This is a genomic window from Kushneria halocnemicola (assembly GCF_965650455.1).
GTDB lineage: Bacteria > Pseudomonadota > Gammaproteobacteria > Pseudomonadales > Halomonadaceae > Kushneria.
In genome coordinates this window covers 1,836,465-1,851,805 of the sequence record NZ_OZ287968.1, presented here as the reverse complement: position 1 = coordinate 1,851,805, position 15,341 = coordinate 1,836,465, and the positions used below count along the sequence as shown (strand labels likewise).

Genomic DNA, 15,341 nt, shown 5'->3' with positions numbered 1-15,341 from the left:
AACAGACAGGGAACACGCATGACAACAAACAATGGCACCGGCGGTGTGCTCTGGGCAGGGCGCTGGGGGTTCGTACTGGCGGCAACCGGCTCTGCCGTAGGGCTTGGCAATATCTGGAAATTTCCCTACATGACCGGGGAGTACGGCGGCGGCGCCTTTGTGCTGGTCTATCTGCTGTGCATCGCGGCCATCGGGGTGCCCTTGATGATGGCCGAAATTGCCTTTGGACGGCGCGGGCGCGGCAGCCCGGTCGAGGCGGTCAAGCGGGTGGTGGCCGAGTCCGGCGGGGCATCAGGCTGGACGGCGCTTGGCTGGATGTCGATGATCTGCGGCTTCATGATCCTGAGCTTTTATGTGGTGGTGGCCGGCTGGTCGCTGTCCTATCTCTGGAAGGCCGTTACCGGCGGGCTCAATGCCGACAGCGTCGAGGGCATGGCGGCGATCTTTGAAGACAACAATGCCAACCCGCTCAATCTCGGCTTCTGGAGCACGCTGGTGACCCTGATCACCATGCTGATCGTGGGCAAGGGCGTGCAGGAAGGCATCGAGCGCAGCGTGCGCTGGATGATGCCGGGCATGGTGGTCATGCTGGCCATTCTGATCGGCTTTGGCGTGTTCTCCGGCGGCTTTGGTCAGGCGGTCGATTTCCTGTTTGGCTTTGAGTTCGGCCAGCTCTCCGGCGAGGGGCTGCTGGCGGCGATGGGCCACGCCTTCTTTACCCTGTCGCTGGCGGCAGGTGCCATCATGGCGTACGGCGCCTACCTGCCGGCGGGAAAATCCATTGCCCGCACGACCCTTACCGTGGCGGTCTGTGACACCCTGGTGGCCCTGATGGCAGGGCTTGCCATCTTCCCGATCATCTTTGCCAACGGCATGGACCCGGCCGGCGGCCCGGGGCTGATCTTCATGAGCCTGCCGCTGGCCTTTGCGCAGATGCCGATGGGCATGCTGCTGGAGATCGTCTTTTTCGTGATGCTGACCATGGCGGCGCTGACCTCGGCGATCTCGATGATCGAGGCCACGATCGCCTGGCTGGTGGAGAGCCATGGCCTTGCCCGTAACCGGGCCGCCTGGGGCACCGGGGTGGTCCTGTGGCTGGTCAGTACGCTGGCCATGCTGTCGTTCAATCTGGGCGCCGACTGGACGCTGGGCGGTCGCACCTTCTTTGACTGGCTGGACTATCTTACTTCCCGCTTTTTGATGCCGCTGGGCGGTCTCGGGCTGGCACTGCTGGCCGGGTTTGCGCTCAAGGATCATGTGCTGCGTGACGAGCTGAGCCTTCCAGGTGCCGGCCATGCCCTGTGGCTTTTCATGGTTCGCTACGTCTGCCCGCTGGCCATCGTTGTGATTTTTATCGATGCGCTCGGCATCATGACGCTGGATGTGGCCACGCAGTGGCCCTGGGGGCTTTTGGCGCTGGCGCTGTTTGTCGTGGTCGGCGAGTGGCTGAGCCCGCGGCTGCGTCGGCAGCCGGCGCACTGAGAAAGCCTGTGCTCATGTCGATGGGCGTGTGATGTCGGTAAATATGTGAATAAAAAGGGCCGCCCATTGAGGGCGGCCCTTTTGCCTTGGCGTGATGTTTTCAGGGGGCGGGCGGCAGGGTCGGGTCATCCGGGATATTGGCGCTGTGGCCGGGGTCTTCACGGCTCATGTGCAAAAACTGCAGATGGCGTTCGTATTGATCCAGGATGTCGTTGATGAGCTGATCGCGGCTGAAGCCGATCAGGTTGTAGCCCTGGCTGCCTTCGAGCAGATAGGGCTCGAGGCGATAGTAGCGTGACCGGGTCTCGCTGGCCCGGCGGGCAAAGGATGGCATGGGAAAGGCGCGCGGCCAGATCTGGTAGGTAAAGTTCTGCTCGTGATCGAGTGCCACGTTCAGCTCCAGATGCAGCTCTTCGCCTTCTGCCTTGATGACTTCGGCTTTGAGGCCCTGCTCTGACAGCTCACGCGCCACTTCCTCCATGGCCGGGCGTGCGGTCATGTTGATGAAGGCGCGCGCCTGGCGTCGACCGGGAAAGTACATGGCGCGCTTGAGGCGCTGGCGCCAGTGTCGCGTACCGCGCTCGCTGGTATGGGTGCGGCTCGACAGGCGCCCGGCCAGGCTGGCGCGATGGCTGTCTTCCTTGAAGGCTTCACTTTTGAACGAGCGATAAAGCCCGGCCATGACAAAAAAGATCACAAACGAAAAGGGCAGCCCCATGATGACCACCATGCCCTGCAGTGCCGATACGCCGCCGGCCATCAAAAGCGCCAGGGTCAGCAGCCCGATCGTGATCGACCAGAAGATACGCAGCCAGATGGGGGCGTCATGGTGCACGCTGGAAAGACGCGAGGTGAAGTTGCCCAGTACCAGCGCACCGGAGTCGGCCGAGGTGACGTAGAACAACATGCCCAGCAGGGTCGCCAGCGAGGCGGTCCAGAGCACGCCCGGGTACTGCTCGAGCAGTCCATAAATGGATTGTTCGGGACTTTCCATGGCGATCCGACCGAACTCGGTGGCGCCACCCAGAATGCTCTCGATCGCACTGTTGCCGAAAATCGAGATCCACATCAGGGTAAAGATGAAGGGGATGGTCAGGGTGCCGATCACGAACTCGCGAATGGTGCGCCCGCGCGAGATGCGCGCCAGAAAAAGGCCGACAAACGGCGCCCAGGCCACCCACCAGGCCCAGAAAAAAAGCGTCCAGGTGTTAAGCCAGTCGGTGGGGCGATCAAAGGCAAAGGTGTCAAGCGTCATGCCCATGAAGCGGTTGACGTAGTCGCCGACGTTGAGCACCAGGGCGTTGAGCAAAAAGACGGTGTCGCCGGCGATCAATACATAAAGCAGCAGCACCACGGCCAGAAGGACGTTGAACTCGGAGATGCGACGGATACCGCGGTCGACCCCGGAGACGACCGATACGGTGGCCAGAATGACCGACAGCGCAATCAGAGCGCCCTGAACGAACAGGTTCTGGGGCAGGTCGAACAGATAGGTCAGCCCGTAGTTGAGCTGGACCACCCCGATCCCGAGGCTGGTGGCAATGCCGAATACCGTACCGATGACCGCGGCGATATCGACCGTGTGGCCGATGGGGCCCTCTATGCGCCGTCCGAACAGCGGGTAGAGCGCGCTGCGAATGGTCAGCGGCAGATTATAGCGATAGCTGAAATAGGCCAGGGCCATGCCCATCAGGGCGTACATGCCCCAGCCGGTGATGCCGTAGTGAAACATGCCCCAGACCGTGGCCTGACGGGCGGCTTCCAGCGTGCCGCCCTCGCCGACCGGCGGGGCCAGAAACTGGGTGACGGGTTCGGCCACGCAGAAAAACAACAGATCAATGCCGATACCGGCGGCAAAGAGCATCGCCGCCCAGGAGCCCAGGCTGAACTCGGGGCGCGAGTGTTCAGGCCCCAGCCGGATATTGCCGAATCGAGAGGCGGCGACGAAGATCACAAAGCCCAGATAGATGGTCGCGGCCAGAAAGTAGTACCAGCCAAAGGTGTTACTGATCCATTCAAGGGCGGCAAAAATAACGGTATTGGCGGTGTCGGTGAACAACATTCCCCACAGGGAGAACACCACAATACACAGCGCCGAGCCGTAAAAGACGATCGGGTTGAGGCCATCCTGGTGCTGCTCGGGCGTATCAATGGGTTTGACGCTCATCGAAGGAGTCTCCTCGTGGCCGATACGATGATGAGTGATTCATGAACGTCGCCCTCGTGGCCCCACCCGTTCCCGGGACCACGAGGGCGCTGATCCAGAATTTTTATTGATTGGTCGTTCAATCAACGTACATCCTTTCAACACGACCTTCAACAGACCTTGGACCATGGCAGGGGGGCAGGTGTTGTTCGGTATCGACCGTCAATCAGCCATAATGACGTTGGGTTTCACGGAAGATTTCACGGGAGATGTCATGACAACGGCCATGAGCTGGATGGGCGGCAGGCTGCAGGCAATGCAGGGCGATATCACCACACTTGAGGTGGATGCCATCGTTAATGCAGCGAATCACTCGCTGATGGGCGGCGGCGGCGTGGATGGCGCCATCCATCGCGCTGCCGGGCCCGAGCTCAAAAGGGCCTGCGAGGCCCTGCGTCGGGATCAATGGCCGGACGGTCTGCCGGATGGTGAGGTGGCGCTGACGCCGGGGTTCAACCTGGCGGCGCACTACGTCATTCACACCGTGGGGCCGGTGTATGCCAAAACGATCGACAAGTCGCATCTGCTGGCAAACTGCTATCAAGGGTCGCTGTCGCTGGCACGTGAGCAGGGGCTGCATACCGTTGCCTTTCCGGCGATTTCAACCGGCGTCTATGGCTATCCGTTCGATCAGGCCTGTGAGGTGGTACTGGGTGTGATGAGCGAGGTGCTGCCGCGCAGTGAGCTGACGGTCACGCTGTGCTTTTTTGGAGAAAAGGATCTGAAAGCCTTTCAGGGCGTGGCCGACCGGCTGGGCTATCAAAATGATCGCCAGTAACGGTCGAAACAACAGCGCGGTCAGGCGTGCCGAGGCGCTGAAAAATATCTGATGATGTCATGGCTGCATCAGCATCGAACAAGCATTCCTGTTGGCGGGGTGGCATCAAATCCTTCAACACCGGGCAGGCCACATGGTGGGCCCGTCATGATTAAAAACATCATGTTAGCGCGCGCTAACAAGCAGTGGGGCGTTGTTTGACGAGCAGGAGAGAAGAGCGTTATTGCCGCAAATATTAGACCAAGGTCTTGTATGCGAAAGTCGTCCCGGGACAATGGTTCGGTTGTAACCCTCTGATGCCTTTGCAAGAATGTTGCGATAACGCGCGCAGTGACGCCCTTACCCCGCAATGAGAGAGACCCGGCATGGTAAAACAATTCGATCAGCGTCATCGGCAATCACGACGCATTCTGATCATGGGGGTCTCCGGATCCGGCAAGTCGACCATCGGCGAAGAAGTGGCCGACAGGACAGGATGTGAGTATATCGACGGTGACAAGTATCATCCGCCGGAAAACATCGAAAAGATGACCAAGGGGGTTTCGCTGACGGATGAAGACCGTCAGGGCTGGCTGGAGGCGCTGGCGAACCTGTATGCGCAGCACCGCAAGGACAACAAGAGCGTCATGATCGGCTGCTCCGGTCTCAAGAAGTCCTATCGCGACATCCTGCGTCAGGGCGACCCCGATCTGGTCATTCTCTTTCTGGACGGCAGCTACGACACCATTTTGCAGCGCATGCAGGAGCGCCAGCACTTCTTCTCGCCGGAGATGCTGCAGACCCAGTTTGACACCCTGCAGCCGCCCGGCAGTGATGAGGCGATCAGCATCGATATCTCGAAGTCGTTTGATAACGTCATCGATCAGTGTGTCAACGAGCTCGAAGCGCTCGACTAGTTGCGTTTGTTGACAGGCGAGCTGCTTGATCCGCATTCGTTGTGATCAAGGCATGCAAAGAGGCCCCGGGTGCAGATGTGCACCCGGGGCCTTTGTTATGTCGGGGCCCTTGTCATGGCGGGACGCTACTCGATAAAGGCCTCGACGCTCTGGCGCCTCCCCAGCAGGAAGGCGTCTGCCACGTGGCGAAAGGGTGCTACGTCCACATCGCTGCGACCGCTGCGGATCAGCTCGGCAAAGCGTCGATAAAGCCCTGCGTATTCCACATCCTCACCGTCCACCACGCGCTCGCCGTTGATGGTCAGCTGGCTGCCGCCCTCGTCGAGTACCAGCGTGCCATCATCGGTCTCGACCGTGATCTGCCAGGTCTGCGGACCGGTCTGGCGCCAGTCGAAATCGGCGTGGATGGGCGTGTCATGAACATCGGTGAACTCAAGCGTCGCCCCGATCGGTGACTGACAGTTCTCCGGCACTTCAAGCGTTGCCTCACGCAGGAAAAAGGCTTCGGGCAGCACATGCGTGGCGATCGACAGCGCGTTGATGCCGGGATCAAAGACGCCCAGGCCGCCCGGCTCCCATACCCACTGCTGGCCCGGGTGCCACTGGCGCACATCCTCACGCCACTGGATGTTCACGCCGGTGACGCGGCGCGTTGACAGCCATTCGCGCGCTTTTTCAACACCGGCGGCCTCGCGGGCATGCCAGGTGGCGTAGAGCGTGACCCCCTTGTGTTCGGCGCGGCGCACCAGGTCCTCGACCTCGCTGAGACTCACGCCCGGCGGCTTTTCCAGCAGGACATGCTTGCCGGCCTCGATGGCGGCCACGGCCTGGCCGTAGCGAACCTGCGGCGGCGTACACAGCGCCACGGCCTCAACGTCTGGATGGGCCGACAGCAGCGTATCGAGATCCTGATGGTTGTCGACGCCTTCAAGCGTGGCATTGCGACTGGCAATGGCGATCAGATCAAACTCGTGGTTGTCGCGCAGGGCCGGCAGATGCTGGTCCCTGGCGATCTTGCCGAAACCGGCAATGGCAATGGTGGTCATGACTCGATCTCTTTCCGGAAGGGTCGGGCAGTCTGTACGGCCGCCCGACCCGGGGTTAAAACGTCAACTGATAGCAGGTGTGCTGGCGATAGCGCTCGCCCGGGTCAAGCCGGGTCGAGGGGAAATGGCCGTGATTGGGGGCATCGGGAAACTGCTGCGCCTCCAGCGCCAGGCCGCCGAAGGCCTTGATCGCATGGCCTTCATGGTCACTCAGGGTGCCATCCAGACCGATGCCGGTATAGAGCTGCAGCGAGGGCTGATCGGTAAACACATCCAGGTGCCGGCCGCTGTGTGGTTCGGTAAGCGTGGCATGGGGCTTTCCCTGCGGGGTTTTATCCAGCACCAGCGCCACGTCATGACCGCCGGCCCGAGCGAGCTGCTCGTTGGGCACCTGCTCGCGTTCGCGCGGCGTGGCGGACGTTAGAAAGTCATAGGGGGTCTCCGCGACCGGCGCAATCGTGCCGGTCGGAATCGAGGCCTCATCAAGTACCAGGTAGTGGCCGGCGGCGCACTCGAGGCAGTGATCGCGCACGTCGCCCCGGCCGCGCAGATTGAAATAGGCGTGGTTGGTCAGGCTGACAACGGTTGGTTTCGAACTCTGCGCCTCGTAGTCGATGGTGAGCCGGTTGGCCTCATCAAGACTGTAGTGGACCGTTACGTCCAGATCTCCCGGAAAGCCCATGTCGCCGTCGGGCGAGCGAAGGCTCAGGGTAACGCCGACCAGGTCGGCCTCTTCAAACAGCACGCCTTCAAAGCGCTGAAAGCTCAGCCCTCTCGGCCCGCCGTGCAGGGCGTTATCCCCCTCGTTGGGCGGAATCTGAAACGTCTGACCGTCAAGTTCAAAGCGTGCCTTTTCAAGGCGGTTGGCATAGCGCCCGACCACCGCGCCGAAGTAGGGGTGAGACTGGAGATACTGCGCTGGATCACTAAAGCCCAGCACCAGATTGACCGGCTCACCGGTCTCCCGATCGGGCACCCTGAGAGCCTGCAGGGTCGCGCCGTAATCGAGGATGTCCACCTGCATGCCGGCACTGTTGCGCAGTCTGAAGCGCTCAAAGGGAGTGCCGTCATCGTGCTGACCGGGTTGGTCGCTTTCGCAGTGCAAGGGCATGAATCACTCCATGATCGGTTGAGTAGGGCGTGTCGTCGTAGCGGTTGCAGGGCAGTATAGAACGCCTGCCCGGTACCGGGCAGGCAGGGTCAGGGTTCTATTTGCGTATCGGTTGGCCAATGTTGCGAAGCCGTTTGCCTGCCATCAGCGACTGTTCGATTTTTTCAAGCGCCACGCCGCGCGTCTCGGGCACCAGCAGCAGCGTCACTGCGATAAAGGCGAAGTTCAGTGCGGCATAAAGCCAGAAGGTGATCGCGTTGCCCAGCACGTTGATCAGCGTCAGGAAGGTGGCCCCGATGATCATGTTGGCCACCCAGTTGGTCACCGTGGAGCAGGCCACACCGAAGTCGCGCCCCTTGAGCGGCTGGATCTCGGAGCACAGAATCCAGACCATGGGGGCAGCCGACATGGCGTAGCTGACCACGAACGTGCCCAGAAGGGCGAGCGCCAGATACTGGGTGGTCGCCCCCTCGAGTCCGTATTCGAACAGCGCGCCCAGGGCCAGCATGCAAAGCCCCATGATGGTAAAGCCGGTATAGAGCAGCGGCTTGCGCCCGGCGCGGTCGACCAGACCCACGGCAATCAGGGTTGCCAGCGTCATGACAAGGCCGATTACGACCGTCCCCCAGAGCTGCTCGCTGGGGCTGTCAAAGCCGGCCATCTCCAGAATGCGCGGCGCGTAATACAAAATGACGTTGGCGCCGGTGAACTGCTGCATGAACTGCAGCGTGACGCCCAGGCCGGTCGAGCGGCGAAAGTTGGCATTGCGCTTGAAAAGCGTCCAGCCCGAATCCCCCACCTTCAGGTTATTGCGAATGCGCGCCATTTCTTCGTCAACGCCTGAGCTGTCACCACCGCGCAGGCGCATCAGGACGCTGCGGGCCTCGTCAAAGCGGCCACAGCTTGCCAGCCAGCGCGGGCTGCGCGGCAAAAAGAACATGCCGATCAGCAGGAGTATGCCGGGGATGGCAATGATGCCCAGCATGCCGCGCCAGTTGCCCGAGTAGCTGAACAGCGTATTGGTCAGATAGGCCAGCAGAATACCGCCCATGATCATCAGCTGATAAAAGGAAATCAGCCGACCGCGGATGTGCTCCGGCGCGATCTCGGAAAGATAGATGGGCGCCACATAAGAGGAAATGCCCACGGCCACACCCAGCACCAGTCGGGCCAATATCAGCATCTCCGGCGACGTTGCCAGCGCCGAGAGCAGTGCCCCCACCACAAAGACCACCCCGCTGACGGTCAGCGTGAGCTTGCGACCCATTCTGCGTGACAGGGTACCGCTGGCGCAGGCACCCAGCGCGGCGCCCAGCATCATGACGCTGACAATGATCTCCTGCTGGCGGTCGCTGACGCCGAAATCGTGTTCGATAAAGGGCAGGGCGCCGGAGATGACGCCGATGTCCATGCCAAAGAGCAGACCGGCCAGCGCCGCAACGCCGCCGATCATGTAGACGGTCGACATTGACGGACGCGCAGCGTGATGGCGTGGTTCGTTCGATGCCGCGGTCATGGAAGATTTCATGAGCTACCCCGGAAGTGTGACGGCGTACATGGCAGATATTAAGATCAACAACAGGCTTTGTATGTTGGACATTTACCGTAAATGCTCAACATAGACTTTGGCCGTTTCGACCTTGGTCCAGGCTCTTGAGGAGAGTCTCAACAGGTCAGAGAGGCTATCGGGGCGGGAGCGGGGGATGTGCTTTACAACGTACGGGGTCAGCTGACAGAAGTTGCGCTTACAGGCAGGTGCGCGGGCATGGGGGCCGGTGTGATGTCCATGTTCAACGCATGTGCGGTGTCTTCGAGTACGGCGGTCGCGGCGTGATAAGCCTCATCGCCGCGGCGCATGCGAACGGCATCCATCAGGCGCCGATGGCTTTCGAGGCTGTGACCGGGGTCAAGCGTGCGTGTGTTGCTCTGCGATACCAGCAGATGAATGGAGGGGCGCAGCACGTGGGAGAGCTGGGACCAGACGATATTGTGAGTAGCGTAATAGAGGGCGACGTGAAAGGAGACGTCACAGTGGTCGTGACGTGTGGTGTCCTCATCGAGATGATGGCGCTGCATGCCCTCGAAGGCTTCCTCGATGGCGACCAGATCCCGGGCGGTGGCGCTGGTGGCAGCCATCATGGCCACCCAGGGCTCGACCGTCAGGCGAAAGCTTAAAATCTCGCGCTGGATCTCCAGATGCGGCCCGCCAAAACGGGTGATCCAGTCCGTGACGGCAGGGTCGAGAATGTGCCACTGCGAGAATTCGCGCACCCGTGAGCCGTAGCCGGAGATACGCTCGATGATGCCGCCGTTGACCAGTGCGCCCAGATGGCGACGGACCACGTTACGGCTCAGCCCCGACTGCCGACAGATCTCCAGCTCCTTGGGAATGAAATCGCCCGGCTGATAGCGCCCGTCAAGGATTTCCTTGATCAGCTGATCGGCCACGTGGTGCGTGTCGTGGAAGGCGGTGTCTTTCATTCGATTCTCGAGGGCGGCAGCATCAGGATAAAACATATCACGGACCGCGCCCCCGATACGCCAGAACCGCATCGGGGGCAGGGCGCAGCTCAGGTCGTGTCGCCACCGGTGTCTCGATAGCGATGGCCGGGCAGACCCGGTGTCGTCACGCGCGTAGAGAAAAGCGAGCCGGCATCGGGATACTGATCCAGTGTGGTCTGTTCCAGTCCCTGGCGGGCACAGGTGACATAAAGCGTTTTAAGATCGCTGTCGCCAAAGGTGACCTTGGTCGGGTTGGGTGCCAGCAGCGGCAGGGTTTCCACAACCTTGCCGTGATCATCGAAATGTACCACGACGCCACCGCCATACATGGCGACCCAGTAGTGGCCGGCCTCATCGATGGCGGCACCGTCCGGTGAGCCCGGCAGCGCCAGTGCTCGGGTGTCGGCGAAGAGCTCTGGCTTGCCCAGTGTCCCTGCATCGATATCCAGCGGATAGCGGTAGATATGATGGGTGGGCGTGTCGCTGAAATAGAGCCAGCGGTTATCCGGGCTGATGGCGATGCCGTTGGAAATGGTCACGCCGTTGATATGCTCACGCACGTCGCCGTGATAGCTGAAAAGTGCTCCTGTGGGATGGGCTTCCTCGGCGTTTTTGGTGCCGATCCACAGCCGACCGTGGGCATCGCAGTGGCCATCGTTGCACCAGCTGATGTCCGGGTTTTGCGGGCCTTCAACGAGCTGGCGCTGTTTCTGTCCCTGGTCATCGAGATGCCACAGGCCCGAGCGAAAGGCCGCCAGGTAGCCGCCCTGCTCGTCGGGCACGGCATAGGCCAGCGGCTCGTCAAAGCGAAAGACCCGGTGCTCATTGTTGTCGGGGTCAAGCTGATGCAGCTCGCCGCCCAGAATGTCGGTCCAGTGAAGACGCTGCTGATGGCCGTCCCAGTGGGGCCCTTCTCCCAGTGCCATGGTCAGTGTCAGATGGGGTTCCAGCATGTTCCCTCCGTGGTATCAGTGTTGGATGTTGTTGTCTGATGAGCGCCCGGGCCCATCAGCGTGGCCTATGGCGTCTCCAGCCCCGTGAGCTGCAGCCGCGCGCTCAGTTTGCCATCGCGAAAATAGTCCGTCTGCACGAGAAGACCCGGATAGCGCGACGTGAAGTAGAAATGCATGCGCCGGTCGGGCTTGTCCGTGTCCCATGCTTCAACGTGGCGCGTCTGCCAGCGTCCCTGGGGTACCGGCATTTCCGGGTCGTCGATGACCCGCCAGGCCATGTCGCGTTCGCGCTCCTTGTGATCAATATATTCAAACGTGCAGGGGTCGGCGCGGCGCCCGCGACACGAGGGCGCATCAAACGCCTGCCGGCTGAGGGTAAACAGCGCCGCCTGACGGTCGGGCAGCCTGGAGAGCTGCTGTTCATCGAGCCGGTAGGTATCGCCAAAGCCGAACAAGCGGTAGCGGCTGTAAAAGCTCCAGGGGGCGGCCCCGATATCGTCATGCCATCTAAAACGGCTGTATTCATAGCCGGTGGCGATCTTGATCGAGGCGTGCATGGTCGTGCGCCAACCGTTGTCATCGCGCTCGAGCTGATGGGTCATGTCGGCGTTGGGCCAGCCGTCCATGGTGAGATGGTAGCGGGCCTCGAAGGGCTGAATCTCCTGAGCCTGAATCGGGGCGGACAGCAAAAGGGCGGTCATCACCAGAAAAGCGCGAGGCATGACGTCTCCTGTCGGTTAATGGCAGGGCACACCGGGCCGGGCCAGGGAGTCAGTACCCCGTGGCGGGGTCGACGGTGTCGAGGGAGTCACCGCGCGTCAGGGCAAGAATGTCGGCGGCAAACTGTCGGGCCCCTGCACTCACGTCGGTGGGCGCGGCCACGTGCGGGGTCACGATGACCCGCGGGTCCTGCCAGAGAGGGTGCTGTGCCGGCAGGGGCTCGTCGGGGAAAACGTCCAGCATGGCGCCACGCAGATGGCCGCGCTCGATGAGGCCGAGCAGGGCATCCGGGTCCAGCGTGGTGCCGCGTCCGGCATTGATGACCACGGCCCCTTCGGGCAGTTGGGCAAGACGCTGCTCGTCAAGCAGCCAGCGCGTCTCGGGCGTATCCGGCAGCAGACTGACAATGACCCGTGAGGTGTTCAAAAGGGTGGTCAATCCGGTATCGCCATGATGGGTCTTGATCCCCTCAATATGTTTCTCGGAGCGACTCCAGCCCTGCACCTCGAATCCCTGAGCACGTATTCGCTGTGCACAGGCCTGTCCGAGCGTTCCCAGCCCCACGATGCCCACGCGCCAGGCGCTGCGATCATCCAGCGGCTGTTCCTGCCAGTGATGTTCCAGCTGCTGTTGACGGTAGCGGTCCATGTCCCGATAGAAGTGCAGGATGCCATAGAGCGCATAGTCGGCCATCAACGCGCCCATGCCGGCATCGCGCAGGCGCACGATAGGCACGTCGGGCAGTCCGGGCAGACTCAGGAGGGCATCCACCCCGGCGCCGGCATTGAAAATTGCCTTGAGGGAGGCATCCTGACACGCCAGCAGCGAGGCCGGCGGCTTCCAGACCACCAGGATATCGGCCGGGCCTTCGCCGGCTTCCTGTGTGGTCACGATGCTGGCGTTGGGCAGGGTCGGGCGCAGTTCGCGTCTCAGCGTCTCCTGCCAGCGTGGCGCCTCGGGGGCGTGAATCAGAATGCGCATATCGCCTTCACCTTGAGCGAGTGGACAGGGGCGGCAGATGCTGGCGGCCTAGAGCCAGCCGCGATGCTTGAAGTACAAAAAGGGCGTCAGGCCGGATATGAACATGACAAGGATGGCAAAGGGATAGCCCAGCGGCCAGTGGAGCTCCGGCATGACATCAAAGTTCATGCCATAGATGCTGGCGATCATGGTGGGCGGCAAAAACATGACCGAGGCGATCGAAAAGATCTTGATGATCTGGTTTTGCTGGATGTTGATAAAGCCCTGGGTCGTGTCCATCAGGAAGTTGACCTTGTCGGACAGGAAGGTGTTATGCGACATCAGGGCGTCCACATCCTGAAGCACCTCGCGGGCCTGCTCCTGGAGCTCCGGGTGGCGACGCAGGTGGCGCAGCAGAAAATGCAGCGAGCGCTGGGTGTCCATCAGACACAGGCGGATCTTGCCGACGCTGTCCTCGACCTTGGCCAGACGATCGATGGCGTCCTCGAGATCGGAGTCCTCGACTTCCAGCACCTGATGGCTGACCTGTTCGAGGTCGCGGTGCATGTCCTCGACGCTGTCGGCCAGGTTTTCCACCTTCTGCTCGAAGATGGTCACCATCAGCTCCTGGGGGGAGCCGGCCTCGATCTGGCCGCGACGGGCACGCAGACGCAGCAGCCGGAAATCGGCCAGATCCTCCTCGCGCAGGCTCAAAAGCCGCTGAGGCTGTAAAATGAAGGCCACCGTGGTGTTTTGATGCTTGCCTTCATTGCGGGTCAGAAACAGGGAGTGAACGTGGAGACCGTCGGCGTCGGCAAAATAGCGCGCCGAGGATTCGATCTCTTCGACCTCGGTGCTGCCGGGCAGCTCTTCGGCCAGAAAGGGGGCCAGGGCCTGACGTTCACTGTCGCTGGGTTCCTGAGCATCGATCCACGTGGCCTGCGACAAACGCTCGTCGAGCGCGTCGTCGGCCAGTTCGTGAATGGTCTGCTGCTCAAGGCTGTAGGTCCTGATCATGATGACATTCCGGCACGCGATAGATGGGCCTCATGATCCCAGAGCAGGGTGTTATTGCCAAAGACTTTAGTAACCGCCGGGTCACCATCTCAGTAACCGCCGTGTCACCACCTCTCGAAATGACACCACCCGGGTCTCAGGCGGATCGCGCAGGCAGGGCCGAGTCGATCATGGCGCACTGGTGAGAGGCGTTGATATCGACCAGCAGCGCCGCCAGCGTTTCCAGACACAGCACCGACAAGACCTTCTTGCTGGCCCCTGTGCCCACCACGATCAAACGCTTGCACTGCTCGATGGGCGGTGTGCCGATTTCCTGCTCGCCGCGCCAGCGAATGATCAGGCTGCTGGCCGGGGCATCGATGTATTCGATATGGCGGGCGTTATCGATCATGAAGCCGACCCGATACTCGCCACAGGCCACGATCAATACGTCCGTGGCCGGCGTGTCGTGAGGCGTGTTCAAAAGACTGCGCAGATCGATCAGGGAAACGGCGTGGTCGCGATGCAACAGCGTGCCTTCCCAGCCTTCCCGGGGGTTGGTGCTGGGTGTGAAGTCTTCGGGCATGGCGATGACTTCATCGAGCTGCTCAAGCGGGGTGACGTACTCGCCAAAGGCCTCGAAGTGGACAAAGGCGAAGCGGCGATAGACCACGCTTTCCGTGGCTCTTTCGTTTTCCCTGCCCGCATACATGGCTGCAATGGTGAGGATGTCCTGATCGCCGGCAAAGCGGGCCGCATCAAGCAAAAGCGATTCACCCAGTTCGGGATGTTTGATCATGCCCGCAACCGTGGCCCGAGCGCTCGCGTGATTATCGGCCAGCGGCATCAGCGCCGCCGGGTCGTGATCGATCATGCGCAGAACGCGGCTGGCGGCCAGCCCCAGCAGCTGCCCCCTGACGGCCACCACGACCATCAGGGCGGCACGGGCGGTACACTTTTTCTCCAGCCGGGCCAGAATCAGAGGGCAAAAAACGGCCATGCGGCTGTCTCGCAGCTGCGTAGTGCCCATGAACCCCTCGACCTCAAGCACCGGTGCATCCAGCGACTCCAGCGGCTGGATTTCATGCACCATCGAGGCGGGCAGGCTGAGATAAACGCCCAGGCACTCGATCATGAGGGCCCGATGGCGCTCGGAAAAAACATGTCCGTTATCCGATACCTGTGAGGGCGCGGTGTCGTGCACGTCCGTATCGTTGGCGGCCACCGATCGGGTAACGCCTTCCAGTGCCAGCAGGGCACCAAGCTCAAGGACATAGACCAGCCGATTTTCGCCGCCCACACGGGTGTTGAAGGCCGCCGGGGTCAGAGGCGCTGCATGGTTGTCTTCCAGCGGCTGAAGATGCTCATCGGATACGGTGGTAATGCCGTGAATGGCGTCCACGCGCAGACCGACCACGCCGGATTGCCAGTGCACCACGGCCACGCGATCCCCGGCGCCTCGTGCGCCGGTGCTCTCATCAAGTCGCAACAGCCGTGCCAGATCGATGACCGGGATCATCTCCTCGCGCAGCATGAACGCGCCCAGCGACCAGGGCGGTGCCATGGGCGCTGGTGTCAACGCATGCGTGAGATCGGCCACCTCTCTTAACGCACCAACGGGCAGGGCGACGTTGCTGCTGCCGATGCCCAGCACGCCGTAGGTACTGGCACTTGTGGCAAGTTCAGTCATG

Annotated in this window: 13 protein-coding genes; 3 read left to right on the top strand and 10 right to left on the bottom strand. The window is 61.6% G+C overall.

What is annotated here, in order from left to right:
* Positions 1 to 18 precede the first annotated feature (18 nt).
* Complete coding sequence (locus ACS92L_RS08495) at positions 19 to 1,482, top strand: sodium-dependent transporter (protein WP_438764219.1); 1,464 nt, start codon at positions 19 to 21, stop codon at positions 1,480 to 1,482.
* Positions 1,483 to 1,582: 100 nt separating this feature from the next.
* Here the strand turns inward: ACS92L_RS08495 and betT are convergent, their stop codons facing one another.
* Complete coding sequence (gene betT, locus ACS92L_RS08490; protein ID WP_438764218.1) at positions 1,583 to 3,649, bottom strand: choline BCCT transporter BetT; 2,067 nt, start codon at positions 3,647 to 3,649, stop codon at positions 1,583 to 1,585.
* A gap of 253 nt (positions 3,650 to 3,902) precedes the next feature.
* Here betT and ACS92L_RS08485 point away from each other — a divergent pair, with 253 nt between their 5' ends.
* Together ACS92L_RS08485 and ACS92L_RS08480 are read left to right on the top strand one after the other, a co-directional pair.
* Positions 3,903 to 4,466, top strand: a complete 564-nt coding sequence (locus tag ACS92L_RS08485; protein ID WP_438764217.1) for an O-acetyl-ADP-ribose deacetylase — start codon at positions 3,903 to 3,905, stop codon at positions 4,464 to 4,466.
* Between the two features lie 365 nt (positions 4,467 to 4,831).
* Entirely contained in the window at positions 4,832 to 5,362 is a 531-nt protein-coding gene (locus tag ACS92L_RS08480) for a gluconokinase (protein WP_438764216.1), read from the top strand.
* A gap of 125 nt (positions 5,363 to 5,487) precedes the next feature.
* Here the strand turns inward: ACS92L_RS08480 and ACS92L_RS08475 are convergent, their stop codons facing one another.
* The 9 genes from ACS92L_RS08475 to ACS92L_RS08435 form a co-directional block, all read right to left on the bottom strand.
* A complete protein-coding gene (locus ACS92L_RS08475) occupies positions 5,488 to 6,408 on the bottom strand; it encodes a Gfo/Idh/MocA family protein (RefSeq protein WP_438764215.1) in 921 nt (306 codons plus the stop codon).
* Between the two features lie 55 nt (positions 6,409 to 6,463).
* On the bottom strand, positions 6,464 to 7,519 hold the full coding sequence (locus ACS92L_RS08470) for an aldose epimerase family protein (protein ID WP_438764214.1): 1,056 nt from the start codon (positions 7,517 to 7,519) through the stop codon (positions 6,464 to 6,466).
* A gap of 97 nt (positions 7,520 to 7,616) precedes the next feature.
* On the bottom strand, positions 7,617 to 9,047 hold the full coding sequence (locus ACS92L_RS08465; protein WP_438764213.1) for a sugar porter family MFS transporter: 1,431 nt from the start codon (positions 9,045 to 9,047) through the stop codon (positions 7,617 to 7,619).
* Between the two features lie 197 nt (positions 9,048 to 9,244).
* Positions 9,245 to 10,000, bottom strand: coding sequence for a FadR/GntR family transcriptional regulator (locus tag ACS92L_RS08460; RefSeq protein WP_438764212.1), 756 nt, complete (start codon positions 9,998 to 10,000; stop codon positions 9,245 to 9,247).
* 89 nt (positions 10,001 to 10,089) lie between these two features.
* Positions 10,090 to 10,974 (bottom strand): SMP-30/gluconolactonase/LRE family protein, encoded by an 885-nt coding sequence (locus ACS92L_RS08455; protein WP_438764211.1) that lies wholly within the window; start codon positions 10,972 to 10,974, stop codon positions 10,090 to 10,092.
* Between the two features lie 65 nt (positions 10,975 to 11,039).
* The gene (locus ACS92L_RS08450; RefSeq protein ID WP_438764209.1) at positions 11,040 to 11,696 is read right to left on the bottom strand and encodes a hypothetical protein; all 657 of its coding nucleotides are present in this window, start codon (positions 11,694 to 11,696) and stop codon (positions 11,040 to 11,042) included.
* Positions 11,697 to 11,745: 49 nt separating this feature from the next.
* Entirely contained in the window at positions 11,746 to 12,675 is a 930-nt protein-coding gene (locus tag ACS92L_RS08445; protein WP_438764208.1) for a 2-hydroxyacid dehydrogenase, read from the bottom strand.
* A gap of 48 nt (positions 12,676 to 12,723) precedes the next feature.
* Positions 12,724 to 13,671, bottom strand: coding sequence for a magnesium/cobalt transporter CorA (gene corA / locus ACS92L_RS08440; protein ID WP_438764207.1), 948 nt, complete (start codon positions 13,669 to 13,671; stop codon positions 12,724 to 12,726).
* A 136-nt stretch (positions 13,672 to 13,807) separates the two neighbouring features.
* Positions 13,808 to 15,340, bottom strand: a complete 1,533-nt coding sequence (locus ACS92L_RS08435) for a chemotaxis protein CheW (RefSeq protein WP_438764206.1) — start codon at positions 15,338 to 15,340, stop codon at positions 13,808 to 13,810.
* Between the last annotated feature and the right edge of the window lies 1 nt (position 15,341).